The 26,504-nt window shown below is 31.8% G+C and carries 19 protein-coding genes; 13 read left to right on the top strand and 6 right to left on the bottom strand.

The features are described from left to right. The first annotated feature begins 25 nt into the window (after positions 1-25). The 6 genes from tyrS to VBY68_RS14585 all read left to right on the top strand — a co-directional run bounded on the left by tyrS (position 26) and on the right by VBY68_RS14585 (position 5,829). Positions 26-1,330, top strand: coding sequence for a tyrosine--tRNA ligase (tyrS, locus tag VBY68_RS14560; RefSeq protein ID WP_121146326.1), 1,305 nt, complete (start codon positions 26-28; stop codon positions 1,328-1,330). A 430-nt stretch (positions 1,331-1,760) separates the two neighbouring features. Next, positions 1,761-2,126, top strand: coding sequence for a hypothetical protein (locus tag VBY68_RS14565; RefSeq protein ID WP_147431701.1), 366 nt, complete (start codon positions 1,761-1,763; stop codon positions 2,124-2,126). A 164-nt stretch (positions 2,127-2,290) separates the two neighbouring features. Continuing rightward, entirely contained in the window at positions 2,291-3,079 is a 789-nt protein-coding gene (locus VBY68_RS14570; protein ID WP_121146325.1) for an MbnP family protein, read from the top strand. A 101-nt stretch (positions 3,080-3,180) separates the two neighbouring features. After that, positions 3,181-4,212: a cytochrome-c peroxidase gene (locus VBY68_RS14575; protein WP_121146324.1), complete on the top strand. Its 1,032-nt coding sequence runs from the start codon at positions 3,181-3,183 to the stop codon at positions 4,210-4,212. After that, positions 4,175-5,164 carry a transporter gene (locus VBY68_RS14580; RefSeq protein WP_415270135.1) on the top strand — a complete coding sequence of 330 codons (990 nt, stop codon included), beginning with the start codon at positions 4,175-4,177 and terminating at the stop codon, positions 5,162-5,164. The genes VBY68_RS14575 and VBY68_RS14580 overlap by 38 nt, the downstream gene beginning before the upstream one ends. 122 nt (positions 5,165-5,286) lie before the next feature. Further along, complete coding sequence (locus VBY68_RS14585) at positions 5,287-5,829, top strand: DUF2911 domain-containing protein (RefSeq protein WP_099215219.1); 543 nt, start codon at positions 5,287-5,289, stop codon at positions 5,827-5,829. 66 nt (positions 5,830-5,895) lie between these two features. On the opposite strand, the gene VBY68_RS14590 is transcribed toward VBY68_RS14585, so the two are convergent. Next, on the bottom strand, positions 5,896-6,894 hold the full coding sequence (locus tag VBY68_RS14590; RefSeq protein WP_415270136.1) for an SAM-dependent methyltransferase: 999 nt from the start codon (positions 6,892-6,894) through the stop codon (positions 5,896-5,898). A gap of 226 nt (positions 6,895-7,120) precedes the next feature. On the opposite strand from VBY68_RS14590, the gene VBY68_RS14595 reads away from it, so the two are divergent. The 6 genes from VBY68_RS14595 (at position 7,121) to VBY68_RS14620 (ending at position 14,531) form a co-directional block, all read left to right on the top strand. Continuing rightward, a complete protein-coding gene (locus VBY68_RS14595; RefSeq protein ID WP_141554032.1) occupies positions 7,121-7,771 on the top strand; it encodes a hypothetical protein in 651 nt (216 codons plus the stop codon). Positions 7,772-7,937: 166 nt separating this feature from the next. After that, positions 7,938-10,757, top strand: coding sequence for a leucine--tRNA ligase (gene leuS, locus VBY68_RS14600; protein WP_415270137.1), 2,820 nt, complete (start codon positions 7,938-7,940; stop codon positions 10,755-10,757). Positions 10,758-10,862: 105 nt separating this feature from the next. Further along, positions 10,863-11,315: a hypothetical protein gene (locus VBY68_RS14605; RefSeq protein ID WP_415270138.1), complete on the top strand. Its 453-nt coding sequence runs from the start codon at positions 10,863-10,865 to the stop codon at positions 11,313-11,315. A 106-nt stretch (positions 11,316-11,421) separates the two neighbouring features. Continuing rightward, on the top strand, positions 11,422-12,378 hold the full coding sequence (locus tag VBY68_RS14610; RefSeq protein WP_415270139.1) for a hypothetical protein: 957 nt from the start codon (positions 11,422-11,424) through the stop codon (positions 12,376-12,378). A gap of 167 nt (positions 12,379-12,545) precedes the next feature. Next, positions 12,546-13,631: a GNAT family N-acetyltransferase gene (locus VBY68_RS14615; RefSeq protein WP_415270140.1), complete on the top strand. Its 1,086-nt coding sequence runs from the start codon at positions 12,546-12,548 to the stop codon at positions 13,629-13,631. Between the two features lie 30 nt (positions 13,632-13,661). Then, the gene (locus VBY68_RS14620; protein WP_415270141.1) at positions 13,662-14,531 is read left to right on the top strand and encodes an acyl-CoA thioesterase; all 870 of its coding nucleotides are present in this window, start codon (positions 13,662-13,664) and stop codon (positions 14,529-14,531) included. A 60-nt stretch (positions 14,532-14,591) separates the two neighbouring features. Here VBY68_RS14620 and VBY68_RS14625 read toward each other — a convergent pair whose 3' ends face one another. From VBY68_RS14625 to VBY68_RS14635, 3 genes are all read right to left on the bottom strand, one after another. Then, complete coding sequence (locus VBY68_RS14625) at positions 14,592-16,853, bottom strand: inorganic phosphate transporter (RefSeq protein ID WP_415270142.1); 2,262 nt, start codon at positions 16,851-16,853, stop codon at positions 14,592-14,594. Positions 16,854-16,925: 72 nt separating this feature from the next. Continuing rightward, positions 16,926-18,128 carry a porin gene (locus VBY68_RS14630; RefSeq protein ID WP_121146315.1) on the bottom strand — a complete coding sequence of 401 codons (1,203 nt, stop codon included), beginning with the start codon at positions 18,126-18,128 and terminating at the stop codon, positions 16,926-16,928. A gap of 265 nt (positions 18,129-18,393) precedes the next feature. Then, the gene (locus tag VBY68_RS14635; RefSeq protein WP_099214740.1) at positions 18,394-19,278 is read right to left on the bottom strand and encodes a metallophosphoesterase; all 885 of its coding nucleotides are present in this window, start codon (positions 19,276-19,278) and stop codon (positions 18,394-18,396) included. A gap of 195 nt (positions 19,279-19,473) precedes the next feature. Here VBY68_RS14635 and VBY68_RS14640 point away from each other — a divergent pair, with 195 nt between their 5' ends. Next, positions 19,474-21,555: a M20/M25/M40 family metallo-hydrolase gene (locus VBY68_RS14640; protein WP_273695055.1), complete on the top strand. Its 2,082-nt coding sequence runs from the start codon at positions 19,474-19,476 to the stop codon at positions 21,553-21,555. A gap of 71 nt (positions 21,556-21,626) precedes the next feature. Here VBY68_RS14640 and VBY68_RS14645 read toward each other — a convergent pair whose 3' ends face one another. Together VBY68_RS14645 and VBY68_RS14650 are read right to left on the bottom strand one after the other, a co-directional pair. Beyond that, positions 21,627-23,591, bottom strand: coding sequence for a DUF5689 domain-containing protein (locus VBY68_RS14645; RefSeq protein ID WP_415270143.1), 1,965 nt, complete (start codon positions 23,589-23,591; stop codon positions 21,627-21,629). Positions 23,592-23,603: 12 nt separating this feature from the next. Beyond that, entirely contained in the window at positions 23,604-26,360 is a 2,757-nt protein-coding gene (locus VBY68_RS14650) for a carboxypeptidase-like regulatory domain-containing protein (protein WP_415270144.1), read from the bottom strand. Positions 26,361-26,504: the final 144 nt, after the last annotated feature.

Genomic DNA, 26,504 nt, shown 5'->3' on the forward strand with positions numbered 1-26,504 from the left:
TTTGCTTCTTTAAAAATAGAATAAAATGACCAAGAATTTAGTAGAAGAATTACAATGGCGTGGAATGATTCACGACATTATGCCAGGAACCGAAGAACAACTTCAAAAAGAAATGACATCGGTTTATATTGGTTTTGATCCAACTGCAGATTCGTTACACATTGGTAGTTTAGTTCCAATTATTTTACTAGTTCATATTGAAAAAGCAGGGCATCAACCAATCGCTTTAGTAGGAGGGGCAACTGGTATGATCGGTGATCCAACAGGAAAATCAGATGAACGTAATTTATTAAATGAAGAAGCTTTAGCAAAAAATGTTGCGGGTTTAAAAAGAACGTTAGGTCGCTTTTTAGATTTTGATAACGGAGCTAAAAACTCTCCTTTATTAGTTAACAATTACGATTGGATGAAAGATTTTTCATTTATCGAATTTGTACGAGATGTTGGTAAGAGAATCACTGTAAACTACATGATGGCAAAAGATTCTGTAAAAAAACGTATTACAGGAGAAGCAGGTAACGGAATGAGCTTTACAGAGTTTACGTATCAATTAATTCAAGGGTATGACTTCTATCACTTATATAAGACCTTAAATTGTAAATTACAAATGGGAGGTTCTGACCAATGGGGTAATATTACCACAGGTACAGAACTAGTTCGTAGAATGACACCAGGTGAAGATGCAAAAGCATTTGCAGCTACGTGCCCATTAATTACAAAAGCTGATGGTTCTAAATTTGGAAAATCAGAAGGAGGAAATGTTTGGTTAGATGCAGATAAAACATCAGTTTACAAATTTTACCAGTTTTGGTTAAATACTTCGGATGAAGACGCAGAAAAGTATATTAAAATATTTACATTTTTAGATAAAGATACTATAGATGCTTTAATTGCTGAGCATAAAGAAGCTCCGCATCAAAGAGTTTTACAAAAGAAATTAGCTGAGGAAGTAACAATTTTCGTACACTCTAAAGAAGAGTTAGATAAAGCAATAGCTGCCTCAAATATTTTATTTGGAAAGTCAACAGCTGAGGATTTAAAAAACTTAGATGAACAAACCTTTTTAGATGTATTTGATGGGGTACCACAAGCTGAGGTTACTTCAGAAGACATTGATAACGGATTAGACATGATTGCTGCTTTAGCTGCTAAGACAGGCTTCTTAAAATCAAATGGAGATGCAAGAAGAGCATTAAAAGAGAACTCAATATCAGTAAATAAGGAAAAAGTGGGTGAAGACTTTGTTATCACTTCAAAAGATTTAATTGCAGATAAATATGTGTTATTACAAAGAGGTAAGAAAAATTACTTTTTGTTAAAAGTAGCATAAAGAATATAGTATATAAAATTAAAAGCCCTTAAAAGAAATTTCTTTTAAGGGCTTTTTGTTTGTGATATATAAACAAACGGGGGAAATCGTTATAATTATGAGACTGCTTTTAAATCAAACGTTAAAGGACATCTTTTACAATTAATTCCTTTCTTTTGATACTTATTACAGCATTTACTTTTAGGTTTAATACAATTACTTGCACATGAAGAACTACAAGTAGTAGTTTTCTGTAATGTCTTAACAGAAGTTTTAGAGCTAACGTTCTTGGTTTCAGTATAAAAAACAATCATTATCTTTTCGTAAAATCCGTGCAAATATAAGTTTTTTATTTAGAATAAATTAAAATAAAACAAAAAACGTGAAATTTTATTGTTGGTTATCAGTAGGGATAGTAGTATCTTTGCGCTAGTAAAAGCCCTCTTTGTTGTTGAAGAAACTAAGCATATATTTTTTTGTTGCATTATACATGATAGCCATGTTGCGCCCAATAGCTCCTTTTGTTGAGTATGCAATAAATTATGATTATATATCAAAGGTTTTATGTATTAATAAAGATAAACCAGAATTAAACTGTAACGGTAAGTGTCAGTTAATGATGGAACTTGAAAAACAACAAGACGACGATTTTAAATCACTACGAATTTCAATGGAAGAATACCCTATTGGGTTTGTTTCTATCTTAAACATAGACTTAGAAGAAAAGCAGTTTATAAAAGAGAAAGGAACATTTTCTTATAAGAAAAATTATTACTACTTATTTAATCAAGAAGTATTTCATCCTCCTATTATTTAATCTTCATAATTAGCTATAATTACTACTAATTGGTTACAAATAACGTAATCAAAATGGTAGACTATTGTAAAATAAAAACAAGATTAAAAACACAAATTACAAGTAAAAGCTTTAATGATGCTCAGCATTGTTAAAGAATTACTGTAGTACATAAAATTTAAAAGATGAAAAAAATATTAGCTTTTATAGCTTTGGCTATAGCGTTCACTTCTTGTAGTGATAATGAAATAATTAATGATAAATTAGAAGGGAAAAATGAAGTAGTAATAGAGTTTGATAATGGTTTTGCTGAAGACAAACTTTTGTTAGGTACTTCAACTTACACCAATGGAAACGACGAAACATTAACAATAAATTCTTTCGATTATATCGTAAGTAACTTTGTACTTGTAACAGAAGAAGGTGAGGAATTTGTATATCCTAAAGAAGAAAGTTACTTTATAATTAGTGAAGGAGGAGGAGATAAACCTAAGAAAATTCAAATATCACTTAAAGATGTGCCTGCTGGAAAGTATACAAAAATTAAATTCGGAATTGGTGTAGATCAAGAACGATTTATAGAAGGACAAGCAGTACAACAAGACTTTTGGACTTTAGCAGAAAGCTACAATTTAACTTGGAGCTGGCAAGCAGGGTATAAGTTTGTAGTTTTAGAAGGAAATTATAAAGAAAATGCAACGGATAATCCTTTTATGCTTCATATTGCAAGTAGAGGAACGACAGTTGACTTATACAAAGAGGTAACATTACCTATGGATGTTGCTATTGTAAGCAATGAGCAATCACCACAATTACATATTAAAGTAGATGCTAATACAATGTTAGATGGTAAATCTAAAATTAAACTTTCAGAAGGAGCAACTATTATGGGAGGAGATAAAGCTTCTTTAATAGCAGAGAATTATACTGAGATGTTTATGGTTCACCATGTACACCATACAAATCATCATTAATAATAATTAAATCTAAAGGATAGAGTGAGAGCTCTATTCTTTAGACTTTTTTTAAGTGTAATAGGCTAATTGTTTTCAATTAGCTACTAATACCCTACGTAATGAAAAAATTAATGATTGTATTGTTAGTATGCTCTTTCTTTAGTTGTAAAAAAGAAGAGGTATATACTAATGTAGAACTAGCTTTTGAAAAACCAAGCAATTTTCCTGAGCCACATTATAATTTAAGTTCAAACCCAATAACTGAAAAAGGTTTTGAATTAGGAAAGAAACTTTTTTATGAAGGAAAACTTTCTTCAGACGGAGTGGTTTCTTGTGCTTTTTGTCATCAGCAAAAGTTTGCGTTTACACACCATGGACATCAATTAAGTCATGGAGTAGAAGATAGAGAAGGAACTAGAAATGCACCACCAGTCCAAAATATGGCATTCCAAAAACAGTTTTCATGGGATGGAGCAGCTTTTCATTTAGATGTATTTCCAATAATACCTATTACAAATCCTGTTGAAATGGATGAAACCGTAACCAATATTTTGGAAAAACTACGACAAGACGCAGCTTATCGAAAATTATTTAGTCAAGCTTTTGAGGATGGACAGGTTAACGCTGATAATACATTTAAGGCGATGTCTCAATTTATGTTAATGATGGTCTCAGCAAACTCAAAGTATGATAAATATGTTCGGGTTGAAAAAGGAGGAGAGTTTTCTGAACAAGAGAAAAAAGGCTTAGAGCTTTTTAAGGCAAAATGTGCTTCTTGCCATACTTCAGATTTATTTACAGATGATGCTTTTAGAAACAATGGTTTACCAGTTAATCCAGAAATAAACGATTTGGGTAGAATGACTGTAACCTTATTAGAAGATGATAAATACAAGTTTAAAGTACCAAGCCTTAGAAATATTGAACTTACCGCTCCATATATGCATGATGGTCGATTTGGGTCACTAAAATCAGTATTAAATTTTTATGCAACAGGAGTTCAAGAAACTCAAAACTTAGATCCAATTCTTAAAAAAGAGGATGGAACAACAGGAATATCATTAAACGAACAAGAGAAGGAAGATATTATAGCCTTTTTAAAAACATTAACAGATGAAGAGTTTATCACAGATAAAAGATTTGCTGAGTAGAGTAATACCAATATTAATAGTATTAATTTCAGTACAAATACAAGCAAGCAACCCATTTCCTGAGCGTTACGAACTGTTTTTAGATTGTGATGCTTGTGGTTGTAGTAACAGTGGAGGTAGTTTAGGAATGGGAGGAGTTATAGATAATAATTTTATTGGATTACGTTACTTACATCAAAAATATCAGTCTAAAGACGGAATTTTTAACAACTCTCCAATTATAAATGAGTATTTTAATACAGTACAAGTGTGGTCTAGAATTCCAATTATTAAAGAGTATTTAGAAGCCCAAGTTTTTGTTCCTTTCCATTTTCATTCAAGAGAATATGTGGAGAAAACAACAGCTATTGAAGGTTTGGGAGATATTTCTTTTTTAATTAACTATACTGTTTTAAATAAAAATACAGGAAATTATAAAGAAGAAAAAGACAAGGTTATTTCTTCTAGTCATATATTGAAAATAGGAGGAGGATTAAAGTTGCCTACAGGAACTTATAATGAAGCAATTAATAATTCAATAAACCCTAGTTTTCAATTAGGAACAGGGAGTACTGATGTAATTACCAACCTTCAGTATGTATATAAGAGAAATAACTTTGGAATTACAAACTATCTTAATTATTATATAAAAACAACAAATAAGGAAGAATATCGATTTGGAAATCAATTTAACTTTAATAGTACCTTTTTTTATATGTTTAAAGATAATAAGCAAAATAGCTTTGTACCTTCGGTAGGGGTTTCAGGAGAATTCTTTGCAAGTAATAGAACGCTCGGATTAAAAGTGAAAAATACAGAAGGATATGCGTTGTTTTCTAGTTTAGGAGCTGAGTATAATGCAAAAAAAATAACAGTAGGAGCCTTGGCGATGTATCCCATACAGCAAAATTTAGCACAAGGAACTATAGATGTAAAATACAGATCTGCTATTTACTTGAATTACAATTTTTAAGAAGATATGCTCCCGCTTTGTTAAGGATTAAAAGTAGTATTGTTTTTAAAAAAAGAGCAAATTTTACGTAAGGATTCTTAAATTTGGTGACAAATCCTCAGTTAATAATTAAAAATAAGAACATGAAAAAATCAATTTTATCAATTATCGTATTTGCTGTAACGTTAGTTTTTTCAAACGAAGTAGTAGCTCAAAAATTCGAAGGCTTAGATAAAAGTCCAATGGATGCAGCTACTTACCCAAGTAGTTATAGAATTTCAGATAAGAAAGTAAAAGTTATTTATAGCCGCCCACAATTAAAAGGAAGGTCTTTAGCAAAACTAGCTCCTATTGGAAAAGTATGGAGAACAGGAGCAAATGAAGCAGCTGAAATCACATTTTATAAAGATGTAACCTTTGGTGGTAAAAAAGTAAAAGCAGGAACATATACACTATTTACAATTCCTGGAGAAAAAGAATGGACTCTTATTTTAAATACAGCCAAGAATGTTTGGGGATCTTACTTTTATAGTGAAAGTGAAGATGTAGTTAGAGTTACTGCTCCTACTTCTAAATCAGATGAAACAATTCAAGCTTTTTCTATTGCTTTTGATGGAGAAGATGATGAATTCTACATGTATATCGGATGGGATAACGTTATCGTTACTGTTCCTATAAAAGGATAAACAAAAGAAAATTTCAGAAATAAATAAAAGCATAACCAAATTGGTTATGCTTTTTTATTCTAAAGATTATTCATCCAACTTATATTTTAATTCAATATTGGTATCCATGAGGTAAGTAAACACAATAGAACCAAAGTTAATAGGATGCTCTATATGCATTTCAAGAGGTAAAGTTAACGAGGACTCATTTCTTGTTAACCAAATATCGTTGTAAAGATTTACCAGTGTATCCAATATTAAGTAATTATACTGCTCAATATTAATTGAATTTACAGCTACTTTTTTATCAGGTAGTTGAGTAGGAATAATATCATTTTTGTTTGATAAAATAGCCTCTCTAACATTTAAAATGGTATCAACTTCAATAGATGTATGCTTAGTGTCAGCAATAAGATCAGTAGCTAAACTCATTTTTATCAATACATTTTCTGGAATTACAATAGTATCTTTTGGTAGTTGAGGAAGCAAGTTGAATAAAATAGGAACATAGCACTCCCTATATAACAAAGCATCCAACGTTTCACTAAACAGTATATGATACTTTTCAGGTTCAGGTATTTTAAAAGTAACAGCATCAGCAGTATAGTAATTTGTTACATAATTAGTAAGCTCCAGTTTTTTAATAAGACTTTTAGCATATTCTAAAGATTTATCATTAATCTCTAGTAAAGAAAATTGAATTTTTTTAGGAGAAAAAAGAGGAGCAATTAAAGTAACAAATGGAGCATATGGCCCACAACCCGCGTAAAAAATATTAATAGTTTTATCAGGGTGTTTTTGTTGTTTTTCTTTAATAGCCATTACCATAGCTTTTAAAAACTTCACGGTTCGTTTATAATCTAACAAACATTGAGCAGCATGATTTAACCCTAAAGCTTTTCCTTTAGCTGTATTAACAGCAGCAAGATGCTCCATATTCTGATCAAATCCAGTAAGTTGAATTAGTTCTCGGAAATAAGAATGTATTTCGTTAATTATACTTTCAACCTCAGGCTGTTTAAGAGAATCTTTAAGTAAAGCAGATGCTTTTTCTTTAATATTTAAAGCAGTTATATTTTCGTTCATAAGTAGGTTAGTTGTTGAGTTTCCTAAATTAGAAAAATAGAACTAGTTAAAAAAGGTAAATATTTGGTTAGGTTAATCTTTTTCCTAATACAAAATGATTCGCTTATCACCTAAAAATGGTCACTAATGACTTTTTTTTGTATTGGAAGTTATTAGGTTGATACTTTGCAAAAAAGCTATTAAGAGCTTTAAAAAATTAACCTTAAAAAACCAAAAACATTTTATTATGTCTACAAACTACACTACGTTATCTGTTACCAATCAAACGCCAAAACCAGTAGAAGTTTATGTAACTTTTGCCGCTTCCAATAGCGCCAATAAATGTTGTCCATCACCTGTTGGAGTATCAGATTTTGGTTTTTTAACCAGCGTAAATAAATTAATGGGAAAGTTTGAGTTAGGAGCAGGAGAAACACAAGAGTTTGATCCGAAAGGAGAATGTTTTAGTGGAAATATTTGTTTTTATATAGAACCACAATGTCCAGTTGAAGGAGCAGACTTTAACCACGGAAAAGAAGGGACTAGTATCGCGGAATTTACATTAAACCCTAATACACCTTGTGCTGAAGCATTTGACATAAGTTGTGTTAATGGCGTAAATAGTTTTATTGCTATGGAAGTAGATAAGGATGGTGGTTGGAATTATGGCCCTAATAAAACACCTATTGCTAGAATTTTTAATAAAGAATTACAGCAAAATTCAGGTAACCCAGGAGTATTTCCTGTAAACTGTACTGATTGCATTCAATTAGTAGGTAGCAAACCATGTCCGGTATTACCAACAGGACCTGCTCAAACAGAAAGAATTTGTAATATTCAAAGATCAGGAAGAGGAGGAACTTTAAAGGTAATTTTAACAGATCCAACATTAGGATAATATAAAAAATCTCTCTTATTTCAATTTTTAAACCTTGCAAACCTTTTTTAAGACTTGTGAGGTTTTTTTGAAAGTATTTAGTTTTTTATAGAGTATTAAAAGAGCTAAACTTTTTACTTATCAACAATAACTGTAAATTTGCATCCTTTAAAACAAGCGATTACAAATGCAATACAATCACCAAGAGATAGAAAAAAAGTGGCAAAAGTACTGGGCGGATCAAGGTACGTTTAAAGCTGAAAATGATTCTGATAAACCAAAATATTATGTGTTAGATATGTTTCCTTACCCATCTGGAGCAGGATTACACGTAGGGCATCCGTTAGGATATATCGCATCTGATATTTATGCACGTTACAAGCGCCATAAAGGGTTTAATGTATTGCATCCACAAGGGTATGATTCTTTTGGGTTACCTGCTGAACAATATGCGATTCAAACAGGACAACATCCAGCAATTACGACAGAAACGAATATTAAAACTTACCGTCGTCAGTTAGATAATATCGGGTTTTCATTCGATTGGTCTCGAGAAGTTCGTACTTCAAATCCAGAATATTATAAATGGACACAGTGGATTTTCATTCAATTGTTCAACTCTTGGTATAATAAAGATACTGATAAGGCAGAAGATATTTCAACCTTAGTAGCAAAATTTGAAGTAGAAGGAAATGCGAATGTAAATGCAGTTGCTGATGAAGATATAACTATTTTTTCTGCGGAAGAATGGAAGAGCTTCTCTGACAAAGAACAACAAGAAATACTATTACAATACCGTTTAACTTTTTTATCGGATACTGAAGTAAACTGGTGTCCAGCACTAGGAACCGTATTAGCAAATGACGAAATTGTAAACGGTGTCTCAGAACGTGGGGGGCATCCAGTAGTTCGTAAAAAAATGACCCAATGGTCTATGCGAATTTCTGCATACGCACAACGTTTATTAGACGGATTACAAAATATTGATTGGCCACAGCCATTAAAAGATAGCCAAACCAACTGGATTGGTCGCTCGCAAGGAGCCATGGTTGCTTTTGATGTTGACGGACACGATGCTAAAATAGACGTATTCACAACACGTCCTGATACTATTTTTGGAGTGTCTTTTATGACCTTAGCTCCAGAGCACGATTTAGTGGCGAAAATTACAACTGCTGAGCAAAAAGAAGCGGTAGAAGCTTATGTTGAAGCTACAGCAAAACGTTCTGAGCGTGATCGTATGGCTGATGTAAAAACCATTTCAGGAGTGTTTACTGGTGCGTATGCGTTGCATCCGTTTACAGGAAAACAAGTGCCTATTTGGATTGGTGATTATGTATTAGCAAGCTATGGTACAGGAGCGGTTATGGCGGTACCATGTGGTGACCAACGTGATTATGATTTTGCAAAACACTTCGGATTAGAGATTCCAAATATTTTTGCTAATGTTGATATTTCTGAAAAAGCAAACGATGCTAAAGATGGAATTAAATTAGCAAACTCTGATTTCTTAGATGGTTTAAATTATAAGAAAGGAATGAAAACTGTAATCTACGAATTAGAAAAACGTGGATTTGGTTACGGAAAAATAAACTATCGTTTACGTGATGCAGTATTTAGTCGTCAACGTTATTGGGGAGAACCTTTCCCAGTATACTACAAAGATGGTATGCCACAAATGATTGATGCAAAACATTTACCAATTGTATTGCCAGAAGTTGAGAAATACTTACCAACTGAAGATGGAAAACCACCGTTAGGAAATGCTGAGGTTTGGGCATGGGACACAACAACAAACACTGTTGTTGAAAATAGCAAGATTGATAACGAAACTGTTTTCCCGTTAGAACTGAATACGATGCCAGGGTGGGCAGGAAGTTCTTGGTATTTTAACCGTTATATGGACTCGAATAACGAAGGAGAGTTTGTAAGTAAAGAAGCGGTTGACTATTGGAAGCAAATAGATTTATATATTGGAGGTTCTGAACATGCTACAGGGCATTTATTGTATGCACGTTTTTGGCAAAAATTCTTGTTTGATAGAGGATTGTTACCAGTAGACGAGTTTGCTAAAAAACTAATCAACCAAGGAATGATTTTAGGAACTTCTGCTTTTGTATATAGAGTAGAAGGAACAAATACATTTGTTTCTAAAGGGTTAATAGGAGATAAAAAAGTACAACCTATTCATGCTGATGTTTCATTGGTAAATTCTTCTGATGAGTTAGATGTTGAAGCGTTTAAAAAGCATCCATTAAATGTTGATTTTAAAGATGTAGAATTCATTTTAGAAGAAGGCAAATACATTGTTGGTCGAGAGGTTGAAAAAATGTCAAAATCAAAATACAATGTGGTGAATCCAGATTTAATTTGTGAAGAATATGGTGCGGATAGTTTACGTTTATTTGAAATGTTCTTAGGGCCGTTAGAGCAAACAAAACCATGGAAAACTTCAGGGATTTCAGGAGTGTATTCTTTCCTAAAGAAATTATGGAAATTATTCACAGATGAAAACGGAATCAATGTTTCTGATGCTGAACCAACCAAAGACGAATTAAAAACCTTACACAAAACAATTAAAAAAGTAGAAGAAGATATTGAGAACTTCTCGTTCAACACATCCGTTTCTACTTTCATGATTGCGGTAAATGAGTTAACAGCGTTAAAATGTAACAAACGAGCTATTTTAGAACCATTGTTAGTATTAATTTCTCCGTATGCACCACATATTGCAGAAGAATTATGGAGTCAGTTAGGACACAATGAGTCTATTTCAACCGTAGCTTTTCCAAAATTTGAAGAGAAGCATTTAGTTGAGAGCTCGAAGAATTATCCAGTTTCTTTCAATGGAAAAATGCGTTTTACCTTAGAGTTACCGTTAGATATGAACAAAGACGAAATTGAAAAAACGGTCATGGCACATGTAAAAACGCAACAACAATTACAAGGAAGAGAGCCTAAAAAAGTAATTATTGTCCCAGGAAAAATCATAAATATTGTAGGGTAAGCTAACCTTATAAATATAAAAAGCCCACAAGCAATTAATTTGTTTGTGGGTTTTTATTTTTAAACTAAATTCGCGCCTTGTAAAAACAAATTAAAATTTCAACGAATGAAAAAGATTTTTAAAATTAGTTATGCGGTTTTGATGTGCCTAACTTTAGTAATGAGTAGCTGTTCTGATAGTGATAATGATCCAGCTGGAATTGCAAACACAAAATTATCAGGAAACGTATTTGGAACAAGTTTTACGGCAGAAGGAGGTAAAGCATTTATGTCTGGAAATAATGAACTTTCAGTACATATTACTAATATACAAGCAGACTGTAGTTCTAATATTTTTGATTATGAGTTAGAAATTTCAACTTATGTGAAAGCTGAGTTAGGAACTTATGATAATGTGAATGTAGTTTTTAGTAAGAAAGGATCTAATCCTTTAAACTTTTTTCAAGGAGTTGCAGAGGTTGTAAGATTTACAAATAATGAGCTTACTATAAAAATAAAAGCAAATTCAAGTGCTGATAATTCAATAGAAGGATTCTTTACAGTTCCTTTTTGTGAGTAATAATAAAATATTGTTTTTAGAAAAAGCTTTTGCATTAATGTAAAAGCTTTTTTTATACCAAAAAACCAAAAACTTTTCTCAAATTTGCTCTTCAAAAAAATAAAATATGGAAAAAATATCTCTTAACAATTCTTGGTTCTTTGCAATAATCCCAATAGGGATTTTTATTTTCGTAGCATTTCCACAATTTCAAAATATGTACGAATCGTTTCATAAAAGAGAAATTGAAGTACAACAAAGTGTACGAAAACTAGACTCATTACAACAGCTTACAAATCCCACAAGAAAAGATTTAAATGATATAAAACGCCTTGAAATAACTGCCCCACTTCATAAGTTAAGTATAAGTAAACAGCGATATACTTACTATAAAACTGGTGGGATGTTAGCGGTATTAGCTTTTATGTTTATAGGTATGTTTGGCTCTAGTTATTGGGCTAAAAGAAAGAAAAACTCACCAACGAATAAACAAATAGAGTTTTCTTTTGGTGACTTTACAACCGATGCTATTGGGCAAAATATTTCTTGGAGTGCTGTTAAAGGCTCAGGAAGTAATTTTTTAAGTGAACGATTGCGAAAAACAGCTTTTGGCTATAAAATAACCTCTAGCTCTTATTTGAAATTTGTAGCCTGGAGTTTCCTTTTAATGGGGTTAAACTATGTGGTTTGGTCTTATATAGAGTTTTTTGAGTTTTCAAAAGAACCGTTAACATTTATGCATGGAGGTAAGTTGTTTTTCATTTCAGGTGGTCCCTTTGTATTGATAGGTATTTTCTTGCTATTTTCTTTTGGAGCTAAAGCGTTTTTAAACTCACAAAAGAGAAAAGTATTAGTTGATGGTGAAATAATACCTTTTCAGCAAGTGTATGCGTTACAAGTATTATCAAAATTTATCCAAGGAAATAAATCAGGAGGTTATTACTGTTACGAGGTGAATTTAGTTACTCAAAATGGAGAACGCTATAATTTACTTAACCACGGTGATAAAGAATATTTGTTAAGTGATATGGTAAAAATAAGTAGGTTTTTAAAAGTGCCTGTTTGGAATAACGGTGTAGCTTAAAATAATTTATAGTGTATTTGATAAACTTTTACTAATTTACACAAATACAAATCGTAAAAGCAGTTATTATTATATCCTGTAAAAAAAAATCATCCAATATATGTTACTTTTCTTCAGTAAATAAAATACCAGAAAAGGTTTGGAAAGAGCTTGAATGTACAGACAATATGTACCTTCAACCAGCATATTTAGAAGCTTTAGAAAAAAACAATCAACAAATACAGTTTTCTTATATTTTATTATTTGATGAAAAAAATGAAGCTATAGCTTTTGCTACCATCAAGTTAGTAGATTTTTACTTAGATAGTGTTCAAAACGATTTGCAATCGGTTGTGGAATGGATGCGATGTATGGGGAGAAAACTACATTTATTGTCTTCTCAAAAAACATTTAAAATACTTACATGTGGTAATACATTTGTAAGTGGAGAACACGGAATATTCATAAAATCAAATCAAGATAAAAAACAAATTGTAAAAGAACTTGCTAAAGCTATTGTAGCCTTTGAAAAAGATATTTCAAAAGAAACAATAGATGCTTTTATGCTGAAAGATTTTGTTAACGAATCTCTTTTTATTACTGATGCACTGCATAATGTAGGTTATAATTCTTTTAATGTGGATCCTAATATGGTATTAACATTAGATAGTAATTGGAATACTTTTGATGATTATTTATCGGCATTAAAAACAAAGTATAGAGTAAAAGCTAGAAAGGCTTTGAAAATGAGTACAGGTTTACAAACGGAAGAGATAACAATTGAATCTTTAAAACAATTATTGCCTGAAATGGCGTTACTATATAAGAATGTATCAAATAAGGCGAGTTTTAATTTAGGGTACTTTAATATTGAAACGTACATGTGTTTAAAAGAAAACTTAAAAGATGATTATGTTATTAAGGTATATTGGTTAGGAGATAAGTTAGTTGGATTTTTGTCAGGAATGGTAAATCAAAACTCGTTAGATGCACATTTTGTGGGGATTGATTATACAGTTAATAGAACCTATGCAATTTATCAAAGAATGTTATATGATTATATCTCATTAGCAATTGATAATAATATAAAAACAATCAATTTTGGAAGAACAGCTAGTGAAATAAAAAGTTCTGTAGGGGCAGTGCCTCAAGACCTAACAATTTATTTGCGACATAGAAAAAGTATTCCAAACCGTATTTTAAGTTTATTTTTGAATAGAATTCAGCCAACAGAATTTAGGTTAATAAAACCTTTTAAAATAAAAAAAGTATAAAGAATTAAATCCTCTTTATTGTATTAACAAATGAAAAACACACAAGAATTATTAAATATACTTACCCTTGACGATTTAGGTGAAGGGAACTTTAACGGAGTAAGTAGAGATATAGGAAGCCCAAATGTTTTTGGTGGTCAAGTATTAGCACAAGCTTTAAATGCAGCTTATAGAACAACACCAAAGGAACGTATTTTACACTCGTTACATTCGTATTTTTTAGAAGCAGGGAATTTAGAGTTACCTATAACATATAACGTACAAACCATCCGTGATGGAGGTAGTTTTTCTACGCGTAGAGTAACAGCGCATCAAAAAGATAAAACAATTTTTATTTTGTCTTGTTCATTTCATAAAAAAGAAGATGGTTACGAGCATCAAATGCCAATAAAAAAAGACTTAAAACAACCTGAAGAGTTATTAAGTTGGACAGATATGTTGGATCAGTTTGGGGCTTTTTTACCAAAGAAAATGAAAGACTTTTTAAGTATTGAGCGTCCTATCGATTTTAAACCTGTACAAATTGTAAATCCGTTAGACAGAAAGGATTTACCACCAGTAGTTGATGTTTGGTTTAAGTTAAAAGGAGAAGCATCTGATTTACCACTAGGAATCAAACAGCAAATATTAACATATATATCGGACTATAATATTTTAACAGCTTGTTTAAATCCAAATGCAAGTGTAGCCAACTTTGGAAATACACAAATGGCAAGTTTAGATCACTCCATGTGGTTTTACCGCGATTTTGATTTTAATGATTGGATGTTATTCTCTGTTGAAAGTCCTAATACTAATGGAGCAAGAGGTTTTGCTTGTGGAAATATTTATACTAGAGATGGTAAATTAATAGCTTCAGTTGCGCAAGAAGGTTTGATGCGTCCTATGAAGAAGAAGTAATAGTTAATATAGATAAGAAATAAAAAAGCCGAGTTAATTAACTCGGCTTTTCTTGTTTGATTAAGCTTCTATTTCAGCTGTTTTTGTACTGATATGAAACTCTTCATATGTTTCTAGTAAACTCATTAATCCAGATACTAAATCTTGTGTCTCAATTAAAATACTAAAGTATAATGTAGTATTCTTTGGACTTGTTTCATCTGTTCTAATACGTTCTACTTGTTTTTCTATAGATTTAGATACATCTTTTAATAACTCTTTCTTTTCGTTAATAATATGTCCTAAATTATCAAAACTTCTATTTTCAAAAGTATCACCAATATCAGCTAATAGCTTAGAAAGCGTATTGTCAATACTTTTAAGATCTTTAATTTGTCCTTTTTTAAGGTTTTTATGGTTGTTATTAACGTGCTTGTAAGTAGCTCTAGAGATGTAGCTAATAGACTGAGCAACGTCTTGTAAATACCCTAAAATTAAAATATAGAACCTACTTGCTTGTACCGAAGTATCGTCTAAAGACTTAATAAAGTAGAATACACCGTCTTTTAAGTTATCAATTTCATCATTTAGTTTTGTAACGTGTTTATCAGTTTTACGTAATTTAACTAAATCGTGCGTAGCAAGGTCTTTTACAACGCTTGAGTATAATTTATTAATACGGTGAGCAACACCAGCAATATGATCTGAGCTTTCTTCAATCACACCGTTAATAGTGATTAATTCTGCTCGTTCCATATGTACTTGCTTCTTTTCTTCTTTAGATTTTTTTCTGTGTTGTAAAGTGTTTCTTGCAATTAAAAGAGCAACCACTAATAACAATACAGGAATCATTACCATATCCCAGCTAATTAAGTAAGCTACTAAAGCTGCAGTTAAGAAAGCTGTAATCGCTGTTAAGAACCATCCACCAATAACGTTAATTACACCAGCAACTCTATAAACAGCACTTTCACGTCCCCAAGCTCTATCAGCTAAAGAGGTACCCATTGCTACCATAAATGTTACATAAGTGGTAGATAATGGTAATTTCATTGAAGTTGCAATAGAAATTAAAATACCAGCAACAATTAAGTTTACAGACGCTCTTACTAAATCGAAAGCAGGCATTTCGTAAGTTTTGTCTTTAGGTAATTCAATTACAGGTTTTTGAAACTTTGAATCGATAAAGTTTAAAGTCTTTTTAGGTATAATAGCACTAATACCTAGGTTTACTCCCATAGCTGCTCTAACTACAACTCTAGATAATGGGTTCGGTTGAAATTTTTCATGTCCGTCTCCTTGGCGAGATAAATCAATACCAGTTTTAATTACATTTCTAGCTTTGCTAGAAGTCCATAAAGTGACAACCATTACTGCTCCTGCCAATAATAATAACCATACATTAGAAGGTACTTTCTTAGCTAAAATACCCATAGAGAATGCATCAGGTGCAACACCAGATACTTCCCAAGCTTGGTATGAGTTCCAAGCAGCAATTGGTACACCAATAAAGTTTACTAAATCGTTACCAGAAAAGGCCATTGCTAAAGAGAAGGTACCTACACCAATAATCAATTTTAAGATATTGACTTTAAAAAAATGGATTAATACTTGAGATATAGCACTCCAAAAAACAAAACCACCAGCAATTATAACAAGTGTATTTCCTTCAATTAAATGTTTTATATCTTTATAAAAAGGAGTTCCTTTCATTCCTTTAACAAAGATAAAATATGTAATAGCCGTGATTGCAAAACCACCAAATAAAGCATTGATGTAACTAGCTCTTTTTTCAAAATTAAATGAATAAATTAAACGAGAAAAGAACTGTACAATTGCTCCAACAGAAAAAGCAACTACTACAGAGAGTAGAATACCATTTATAATCTGAATAGCTTTTTTATGGTTAATGTAGTTCCAAATGTCTGAAATTGATTGAGCGTCGTTGGCTGCAATTTTAATTAATGATACACAAACAGCTGCTCCTAATAATTCAAATACAATAGAAACCGTTGTTGATGTAGGCATTCCTAATGAGTTAAAGATATCTAATAGTAAGATATCAGTAATCATAACTGCCATAAAAATAAACATGATGTCTTGGAACATAAACATGCTAGGGTTAAAAATCCCCTTACGTGCTACTTCCATCATACCACTTGAGGTAATTGCTCCAAAAAACACCCCAACACTCGCAATTATCATAATATTTCTTACTTTAATTGCTTTAGAACCGATTGCTGAATTTAAAAAGTTAACAGCGTCGTTACTAACTCCCACAACTAAGTCTACAATAGCTAAAACAGCTAAAGCGACTAGCATCAAAATATATGGATCTCCCATTTTTTAGTTTTTAATTAAGTTTTGCAAATTTAGTTACACGAGAACGCTCTCATGTTATGTTTATGTTATCATTTAAAAGTGTACGTCTACCTGTAATCTATACATTAATTGATTTGTAGCTGTTGCTATATCTAAGTAACTAATATCGGTTTGTACTTTTAATTTATGACCAACAATGTACTTTGATAATCCTATTGTGTATTGATTTTCAGTTCCTTTCCCTGTAATGTTTTCGTCCAAAGAAATGTTAGTAAAACGACCAGATACTTCCCAGTCTTTAGCAAATAAATACCCTGATTGAAGGTTTAAACCACTTCCTACTTGTACAATTTCTCCAGTAAGAGTTCCGTCTGAGTTTTTTGCGAAAGGATCTTCGGCGTCTCTGTATGAATATTCTCCCATAAAAGAGAATCCTTTATATTTAAACATAGCATCCATAAAAAAGGTTGATATGTTTGTTTGATAGTATCCTTCATCATTAACCATATAAGTACCTTGGTTACTTCTGGTTTTTACGGCATTGTTATTAAAGTCATAACTCATACCAATGGCAAGCTTAGGAGTTTTTTCTCTTTTTAAATCACTACCTATATAATCTCCTTTGCCTTCAAACTTTCCAAAAGGTAAAAATTCTAGATGAGCAGTATATTGATGTCCGCCTAGGTTTCCTACGGTAACATTTCTTCCTTCACCTTGCGAAAAAGCTAAAGCTTCTCTAACAATAAACTTATCAGATAAATTAAAATGATGTCTTAACTGTATTCCCATATCTCTATCAATATTAAAACGTTTGTTTAATAAAGAACGATCTACTAATTGCATATTAGCAGAAGAAATAACACGTTCACGGTTTCCAGGTAGTTTGGTTTGTCCAAACCATAATTCAAAATTTTGATGGAAGTTCCACTTTAGAACTGCATCTAAAATGTATCTTGGGGCGTTTCCTGTATGTTCTGAAGCGCCACTAATATCTCTATTAGACAATCCAAGTTCCATTTTATATTTTAATTTGGGAGAAAAAGCAAATCCTTTAAATTTTAAACGAGCTCTTCTTACTAACATTGAAGATGTTGGGTTATATAAACCATCTTTGTTAGAATCCCATTCTGCAGTTGCTAAAAATTGCATTCTAGCACCCATATTCATAGACCAAGTACTGTCTTTTCCAACTAGATTAAATATACCCTTTCCAAATTTTGGTGCGTTTGTTTGTTGTGCATGTGTGTAGAGTAACACAAACATACTTACAGACGTAAGTACTGTTTTATAGTTCATTAGATGTTGTTTATTAGTTTTTGTCGCGGCAAATAACCAACCCTTATGTTAACTTAGTGTTAATCTAATATTAAAAAACTGCCTTGTTTTCAAGGCAGTATATAGTGAGTCAAATAAATAGTCGACAAAAACTAATAAATTTATAATGACTACTCCTCTTTTAGAGGTGAATCAAAAGTATTCTCTTTTTTTAATATAAATATTAAGTACAATTTAATAAACTGTTATGTGATGTGAGGGTTTGAGTTAATAAAAAGTTACGAAGTTAAATGTAGTCGGTTATTTTTTTAGGCCCCTCAAGAACAGATCTTGTAATTTGCATAGTACCATCTTCTTTAGTTACTACATGCCACTTAATAAGAGTTATTTCATTATTCTCAATTTCTAAACCAGTTATGCATCTAGGGTGTACACAGCTACCATCATTAAAATGTGGAAGTTTATTTTTTGATGGAAATCTGGGGCGATGTGTATGTCCTGTAATAATCATTTGATTATTATTACTCTTAATCCATTCTTCTAAACGGCGTTCTACCTTTATTAATCCTTTAAAGTTTTGAGCAGGACTTGTTGGGTCTTTAATTCCATGTATTTGTAATGGTCTCCACAAAACACGAACCAAAAACCTGCTGAATTTCCAAAAAGTATAATTAAACCAATCTGCCTGATGTCCGTGGAGTAAGAAGATAGATTTACCATCTTCTTGTACCAGTTTAATTGCTTCAGAAAAAGAAGCATTTGGCATTAATTCTTTTTTCTTTCCATCAATAGTATCGTAATAAGAATTAAAGTTTTTAGCAACATTTTTAGGTTTTCGATAATTCATATCATGGTTTCCCCAGATAAAATATAACCTGTTTTGTTGGTGGAATTTTTGAAGTAATAGGTAAATGTATTTATTGGCATTAAAAATATTTACAAATTTATTCTCCCAAAGCTCATCACCATCCCCTAATTCTATATAGGTGAATTCTTTTTGAAAATATTGAGATAAAGCATAGTGATATATTTTTCTATTACGTGCAAAGTCATCAGCAAAACTGTTATCACCTCTATGGCAATCAGAAAATAAAATATATTTAGAGCTCTCATTTAAAGGTAGCTCTTTTGCTCTTTTAAAAGCTCTGTTTATTCTATGCTTTGAAGACATTTGTAGAAAAAGTTTATGCGCACATAAAGGTGCGAAAAAATGAAGTATACAACAAAACTTATTGAGTGTTAAAAAAGATAAACTTTAAAGTTAAGTTTATGATTAAATAAGAAGATGAAAAATATTTTAGTTCTATAATGTTAATTTTTAATAACTTACAAGGGAATTTATAATTAACATTAATACCCTTCAAAAATGAAAAAAAAGTATTTACTACTTTCGTTACTATTGCTGTGCCTTAGTTTTTCTAATGTTTACAGCCAAGAAAAAATGTTTTATGGTACTATTGAAACCAAAGACGCCTTAAAACTACAAAAAGTTGCTCCTGCAGATATTAAAATTCTTTCCTCCACAAATGGCTTTAGTGCAGTAAAATTAAGTCATCATGCAGCTGAAAAACTGCATCATATGATTTTAACTCATGGTCCAGGGTTTATTTATGAATCTTCTGAAAAAGAAGCTTTACAAACTATTCAGAAGCTTCAAAGTAAAAAAACGTATCAACAGAGAGCATCGTATACCATTAGTGAAGATCAACTTGTAAACCAAAGTTTAGGCTTGGTGAATAATACAAATATTGCTAATCATATAGTAGAACTTGAAAATTATGGAACTAGATATCACACAACCCAAAAAGCTACACAAGCTGTTCAAGATTTAAAACAAAAATGGGAAACAATGGCTAGCGGTAGGTCTGACGTTAGTGTTAGAATAGTTAACCATAGTAGTACTACAATGCCTTCTGTAGTTATGACAATTCAAGGAAGTGATCTTCCAAATGAATACGTAATAATAGGTGGTCATATCGATTCTGTTAGTCCAGAAAGAGAAACAAATGCACCTGGTGCTGATGACAATGCTTCTGGTATTGCTACAATTACAGAAATGGCTAGAGTACTCTTTCAAATGGATTTTCAACCAAAACGAACTATTGAGTTTATGGCATTTGCTGCTGAAGAAGTTGGTTTAAGAGGTTCAAAAGAGATTGCACAAGATTATAAAAATAGAAATGTTAATGTGTTATCGTACGTGCAATTTGATATGACAAATTATAAAGGATCACCTAAAGATGTCTACATTTCTGATGATAGTTATAACAGTAGTACTCTTAATGCTTTTTTAGCAAGTCTTATGGATCATTATAATGCTTCAGGAAGTCACCAGTTTACCTATGATTATACACGATGTAACTACGGTTGTTCTGATCATTATAGTTGGGCACAACAAGGATATGATGCAGCTTTCCCTTTTGAAGCATCGTTTAACGGTTCAAGCCCTTATATTCATACTGTAAATGATACATCTGACCGATTTCCAACTGCTAATGCTACGCATGCGGCAAAATTTGCTAAACTTGGTTTAGAGTACTTAATTGAGGTAGCTAAAAGTAAAGGAAGTGTTAGTGTACCAACTTATTGCGATTCAAAAGGAAATAATGTAAATGATGAATATATTCAGAATGTAACACTTGGGTCAATTAATAATAATTCAGGAGCGACAAATGGATATGAAGATTTTACTAATATTTCAACTGATATAGAGCAAGGAAGTTCCAATACAATAACTGTTACACCTAAATGGACAGGAACGGTTTATAAAGAAGGATATGCTGTTTGGATAGATTATAATCAGGATTCTGATTTTGAAGATAACGGAGAGCAAGTGTGGATTAAAAGTGCGTCTACTGATAATTCAGTTAGTGGTAGCTTTACTGTACCTAATACTGCAAAATTAGGAGTAACAAGAATGAGAGTGTCTATGCGATACAATAATACTCCTTCTTCTTGTGGTTCATTTGATTATGGAGAGGTTGAAGATTACACTCTAAATATTATTGAAGGAGATGGAGGTACTAGCACAGATATTTGTGATGGTGTACCTCAATATGATTCTTCTCAAAACTATCAGGTTGGTGATAGAGTTGTTTATTTTAATGTTTTGTATGAGAGAACTTCAAGTGGATGGAATAATATTGGAAACTGTGGTAGTGCTAAAACCGATAATTTAAGTGTAAGGCAAGTTTTAGTAAATGATAAAGATGTAATTGTTTTTTCTCCGAACCCTATAGAAGGAAGTGCTATAGTTTTACAAGTGAATAATGAGTTGTGGAAAAATAAAGAAGTTGCTATTTATAATGCGAATGGAAGATTGCTTCAAAAAGTAAAAATGAGCTCTAGAAGTAATAATGTAGATGTTTCAAAATTATCAGCAGGAATCTATTTTGTGTCTTTAGATGATACAGGAAAAACGTATACTAAACAATTAGTTAAAAAGTAATTTTAAACATAGAATAAAAAAGCCCAAGGTTTAAACCTTGGGCTTTTTGTTTTTTTATAAGAAGTTACAAATTATCTTACTCCTATAGAAGTAAAATCATCTTGAGCTTTTACTTCCCATTCAGAGCTTGCTGCATCAGTTCCTGCGCTAGCAGTCCAATCAGTATTACCTTTTGTAATTGACGCTTTACGAACTAAGGTGTGTTCTTTAGTCCCGTCTGCTACACCCGCTACAGCCCAGTAACTACCTGGATCTTCTCCAATATTACCTACTACATCTATTACGGTGCCGCTTTTTAATAAAGCAATTGCATCGTCCCCATTAAAATAGGTAACAGTTGATGTAGTTCCTCCTGAACCAGTGATGGCAGCATCTGATGCTCCTCCATTATAAATTACAATTACTTCACCATCAGCTAAAGTACTTTTAATAGTGCTTAAATCAATTGTGTTACCTACCGTAGCTGAACCATTAGCATATAACCCAACAGTATAGTTGGTTAAATCTACATCAGAACCTGTACCATTATAAATTTCAATATACTTATTATTACTACTTCCTTCGGCATATTCAGATATGTATAGGTCATCGCCAGAAGGAGTACCACCACCTCCACAAGTAGTATAATCTTCAGTAAAGTTTACATCAGCTTCATTTCTTAAATAGATTTGAGCACCATTAAAATCGCTCATTACTCCTGTAATAGTTCCTTTTTTGTCACTTACAGGATTGTTAGCAAATGTAGCTTGACCTCTAACAAAAGTAGTTAATTCATCTCCATCACATTCAGAAATTAGTAGGTTACTACCATCATAATTCTTAGTGTTGTCTTTGAACTGTACTCCTTCAATTTTCACTAACTTACCTTGGTAGTCTCCTGTTAAAGCTTGAGCTATGGTAATTATTTCAGGAGTAGGTAATGTTCCAGCTGTTGTACTAAGAATATTAGATGGAGAAACATTTAATTGTAATAAGCCATTATACTCACTTAATTTAGCTCCGCCAACTGCAATTTCTATTTCGTCTCCTAATTTTAAATTGTAAGCATCACTAAAACGTAAAGCAATACCAGCTGTTGCATCTTGAGCAAATGCATTTTGATTTGAAATATTATCTGTAGAAAGATCTGAAGTAATTACAAGCTTTAACTTTAAGTTTTGAGTAACAGTAGTTTCACTACCAGTATATAATGCCTTTACTTCAGCTAAAGAAGCATCAGTAGGATTGTTATTGCAACCATACTCTTCAGTAAAGTTAACGTCATTTGTATCTCTAATGTATAATTGATAGTCGCTACTAAACTTTCCTAAAATAGCAGTAACACTTCCTTTTTTGTCAGGAATAGGATACGATTTAAAAGTTGAAAAACCACTTGTTCTCATGATAATAGATTCAAAAGTTTCACAACTTGTAAAGTACCTGTTTACTGAAAAAGTATTATCAGGATCTGGGTCAGCATAGGTTAAACCTTTTTCTTCAGACTGTAGTCCTTCTATTTTAACTAAAGTATTAATATGGTTATCAGTTAATTCACCAATTGTTAAGTTGGTTGGTACTATTTCAGCAATTTCAGAAGATCTATCAATAAAGTCGATATAATCGTTTGCGTCAATTCTATCCGTACTATTTCCGTTTAAAACACCTATTTGAAAAGATGCGAAGTATTTACTTAAAGCAAGTCCTTTTAATTTAATGTATATTTTTCTACCTACATTATAACGAGCGCCTAAATTAGTATCATCTATTCTTACTTCTAAACCAACAGTTGGGTTTTCTGGTTTATCTTGAATTATGATTGATTTAAAAAAGTTTCCTTCTCTGTCATCAGAAACTACATAACCATATACAGTAACATCCTCTGCAAACTCTATAGGATCACCATTGTATTGTGCAATAATTTCGTCTAAAGACTTTAAGTTCTCGTACTGTTTGTCTGGTCCAATAGTTGGTAATTCAAAATCGTTATTGTCAACACATGAAGCAGAAATTGCAATAAAAAGTATTGCAAAAATCTTGTATAAATTTATTTTTTTCATTTTGAGTGTTTTTTAGAATCTATAATTTAAGTTTAAGAAATAAGTAGTACCTCTACCGTACCAATATTTATTTCCAAAGGTTGGTGTTCCGTTTGCATTATCGTCGTTTAGTTCACGGTAATTTGCATTTCTTCCTTGTTCAAAACCTCCTGTTTTGTATTCTTCGTTGAATAAATTACTAACACTAGCAAATAAACCAATGTATTTACCATCGCCTACTTTCCATGATTTTCCTCCAATAGCGTTTACAACCATATAATCATCAAATTGCTCTTGAACTAATAGTTGTTTTGCTAATACTGGATCGTAATCTAAAAAAGTATCACCATCTTCATTGATAAAATTACTAGTTCTTCTAATAGGAGAAACATCTACATAAGCTTCATCCATATAGTTTGCAGTAACACTAACAAACCAATAATCTGGATCTCTATATTCAAAACCAAAAGAGTAAGCCTTATGAGGGCCAGCAGCAAGTTTATAATCTTTAAGAGAAGCAGGTCCCATATCTCTTTTACCATTGATAAAACCAGGTGTAGAAGCATTCTCAGTTGTAATAACTAAATTAGGGTTATTGTTGTAAGTATATTGACCAACATTAGCGGCTCCCTTTAGTTTAATTGTAGGAGTAACTTGTGCTTCAATTCCAAACTCAACACCAAAGTGTCTCTTATCAATACCGGTTAATATTTCTTGGATAAAAGCTGAAGTGTCTCCTCCAATACCATCAGCAAAGAAGAATGAAATTTCTGTAGCATCTTTAATATCTGTATAGTAACCTGTAACTCTTGATGTGATTAAAGGGCTTCTGAAAACATAGCTAACATCTCCAGATAATATTTTCTCACTATTTAATTCAGCAACATCAGCAACTGTAATATTGTTAGCTCTTGAGTTGGCAAAAGAGTTACGTAAAGATGGTGCTTTTGTAATATAACCTCCGTTTATATCAATTAAGTGACGACCAGAGATTTTATAGGTTAATCCTCCTTTGGCTCCGTAGTTAAAGAAATCTAATTTTTTTGATTTTCCATAAGAATTAGTTGGGAAATATCCGTTTTGAAATAAACCTTCTCTTTGGTGTGTAGTATTGTTCGCTTGTCCTGCTACATAAAAATCAACTTTGTTGTATTTGAATTGTAACTGAGCAAAACCGCCATATACTTCAGAGTTGAAGATATAGTTGTATTTAAAGCGGTCTCCTAATTCAATTGTTCTATTAGGAGTTAAAAGGTTACTTTGTTGTTGATCAAAATTATCACCAAAAGTATTCACATCCAAATAACCTGTAGCTCTAAGCATATCTATTGGAGAAGCAAAGTTCTCAGATTTTAACTTTCTATATTCACCACTAGCAGTTAGTGTAATATTTTCATTTAACTCTGATGATAAAATCATATTAGCTGTTAATTGCTGATCATCATTTCTATCTTCATATAAAATTACACGAGCATTTTCTGGGCTTCCTTCGTTTCCAATATATAATTCATCCCAATCAATTTGTCCATCATTTTGGAAACCAGTTAATGATTTGTATGCACTTTCATAATCTGGTCCATTTGGGTCTGATAAATACCAGCTTGGTAACTTTCTATAGTAAGTAGGGTCTGGATTGTTAGCTCCGTTATAGTCTAAACGACTATTACCTATTTCTCCAAATTGAAAACCAACATTTGTGTTTAATCTTGTGTTATCAGAAAGATTCCAATAGTGATTTAACATAACGATTGGCTCGTATAATCTTTTAACTCTAGAGTTTCTGTTTTTGTCTCCTTGTTTTCCCCAATATGAGTTATAACGAATTCCTTTAATATCAAAAACTTCTTGAGTATTTGGTGAAGATTTTCCTCTTTCGTTTTCTGCAGCAATCACTGTTAAGTTTAAGCTGTGAGCATCGTTAATTTGTTTTTCAAGTGACAAAAAGATAGAGTTAGCATCGTAAAAAGTACCATCAACATACCCTTCATTACCAGCTCTTCTGCTACCAGAAACAGTTATAGCCCATCCATTAGCTAATAAACCTGAAGAATATGTTGCCATTAGACGGTGGTTGTAACTTCTGTTAGAAGAAGCGTAAGAAATACGCCCTCCTTCACTATATTCAGAAGCTCTTGTGTTAATATTTGTAGAACCTAAAACACCACCAAAAGCATAGTTTGAAGGAGTTAGTCCATTACTAAATTCTTGATTACGTAATACATCATTTAAACCTCCCCAGTTACTCCATTGAGGTCTACCGTTGTATAGTTTGTTCATTTCAATTCCATTAATTAAAACTTTACCGTTTTCAGAATCTAAACCACGTACTCTGTAGAATGAACCACTCCACTCAAAAGCAGCAGTACGTAAATACACATCTCTGGAAGCTTGTAGTAAACCAGAAATGTTATCAGCAGCACTTGTATCATCATTTAACTCATCATCTGTAATAGTGATGGTGCTTAAATCTTGATCTTGAGACAAATCTTCATACATAAAGATTGTACCTAAATCTAATGTTTTTCCAGATAGTTCAACTGGAAAGTTTTGGGTTTCATACCCGTTTAATGATACCGTTACAATTTGTCTTCCGTTTGGTAAACCATTTAGTGTAAAAGCACCACTAGCGTCTGTAGTATTAGTGACGTTAGCTTTTTTTACACTTACAGAAACACCTTGCATAGGATTTTCAGAATCGCCGTTTATTACGATCCCCTTTACAATATTCTGCGCATTCAAGCCAAATAAACCTGAAAAAAGCAATAACATTGTTATCGTAAAATTTCTCATAAATGATTGTTTATAAAATATTTGAATATATTAATTCCCAGAGCCGAAATTACGGCAAAAGGGAGGCAAAATTACGAAAATTATGGTTATGTTAATATTAAGTTAAAGTTATGAAAGCTAGTTTTGTGTAAATTATAGGTTTTG

The organism is Tenacibaculum ascidiaceicola (genome assembly GCF_047470925.1).
Classification (GTDB): Bacteria; Bacteroidota; Bacteroidia; order Flavobacteriales; family Flavobacteriaceae; genus Polaribacter; species Polaribacter discolor.

Bases quoted from the DNA above. Each gene is read 5' to 3' on its own strand.
- VBY68_RS14570 (WP_121146325.1), top strand. From the start codon at position 2,291: ATGAAAAAAATATTAGCTTTTATAGCTTTGGCTATAGCGTTCACTTCT.
- VBY68_RS14590 (WP_415270136.1), bottom strand. From the start codon at position 6,894: ATGAACGAAAATATAACTGCTTTAAATATTAAAGAAAAAGCATCTGCT.
- VBY68_RS14610 (WP_415270139.1), top strand. From the start codon at position 11,422: ATGGAAAAAATATCTCTTAACAATTCTTGGTTCTTTGCAATAATCCCA.
- VBY68_RS14650 (WP_415270144.1), bottom strand. From the start codon at position 26,360: ATGAGAAATTTTACGATAACAATGTTATTGCTTTTTTCAGGTTTATTT.
- VBY68_RS14585 (WP_099215219.1), top strand. From the start codon at position 5,287: ATGAAAAAATCAATTTTATCAATTATCGTATTTGCTGTAACGTTAGTT.
- VBY68_RS14595 (WP_141554032.1), top strand. From the start codon at position 7,121: ATGTCTACAAACTACACTACGTTATCTGTTACCAATCAAACGCCAAAA.
- VBY68_RS14640 (WP_273695055.1), top strand. From the start codon at position 19,474: ATGAAAAAAAAGTATTTACTACTTTCGTTACTATTGCTGTGCCTTAGT.
- VBY68_RS14625 (WP_415270142.1), bottom strand. From the start codon at position 16,853: ATGGGAGATCCATATATTTTGATGCTAGTCGCTTTAGCTGTTTTAGCT.
- VBY68_RS14620 (WP_415270141.1), top strand. From the start codon at position 13,662: ATGAAAAACACACAAGAATTATTAAATATACTTACCCTTGACGATTTA.
- VBY68_RS14645 (WP_415270143.1), bottom strand. From the start codon at position 23,591: ATGAAAAAAATAAATTTATACAAGATTTTTGCAATACTTTTTATTGCA.
- VBY68_RS14615 (WP_415270140.1), top strand. From the start codon at position 12,546: ATGTACCTTCAACCAGCATATTTAGAAGCTTTAGAAAAAAACAATCAA.
- VBY68_RS14580 (WP_415270135.1), top strand. From the start codon at position 4,175: ATGAAGAGTTTATCACAGATAAAAGATTTGCTGAGTAGAGTAATACCA.
- VBY68_RS14630 (WP_121146315.1), bottom strand. From the start codon at position 18,128: ATGAACTATAAAACAGTACTTACGTCTGTAAGTATGTTTGTGTTACTC.
- tyrS (WP_121146326.1), top strand. From the start codon at position 26: ATGACCAAGAATTTAGTAGAAGAATTACAATGGCGTGGAATGATTCAC.
- VBY68_RS14575 (WP_121146324.1), top strand. From the start codon at position 3,181: ATGAAAAAATTAATGATTGTATTGTTAGTATGCTCTTTCTTTAGTTGT.
- VBY68_RS14635 (WP_099214740.1), bottom strand. From the start codon at position 19,278: ATGTCTTCAAAGCATAGAATAAACAGAGCTTTTAAAAGAGCAAAAGAG.
- leuS (WP_415270137.1), top strand. From the start codon at position 7,938: ATGCAATACAATCACCAAGAGATAGAAAAAAAGTGGCAAAAGTACTGG.
- VBY68_RS14605 (WP_415270138.1), top strand. From the start codon at position 10,863: ATGAAAAAGATTTTTAAAATTAGTTATGCGGTTTTGATGTGCCTAACT.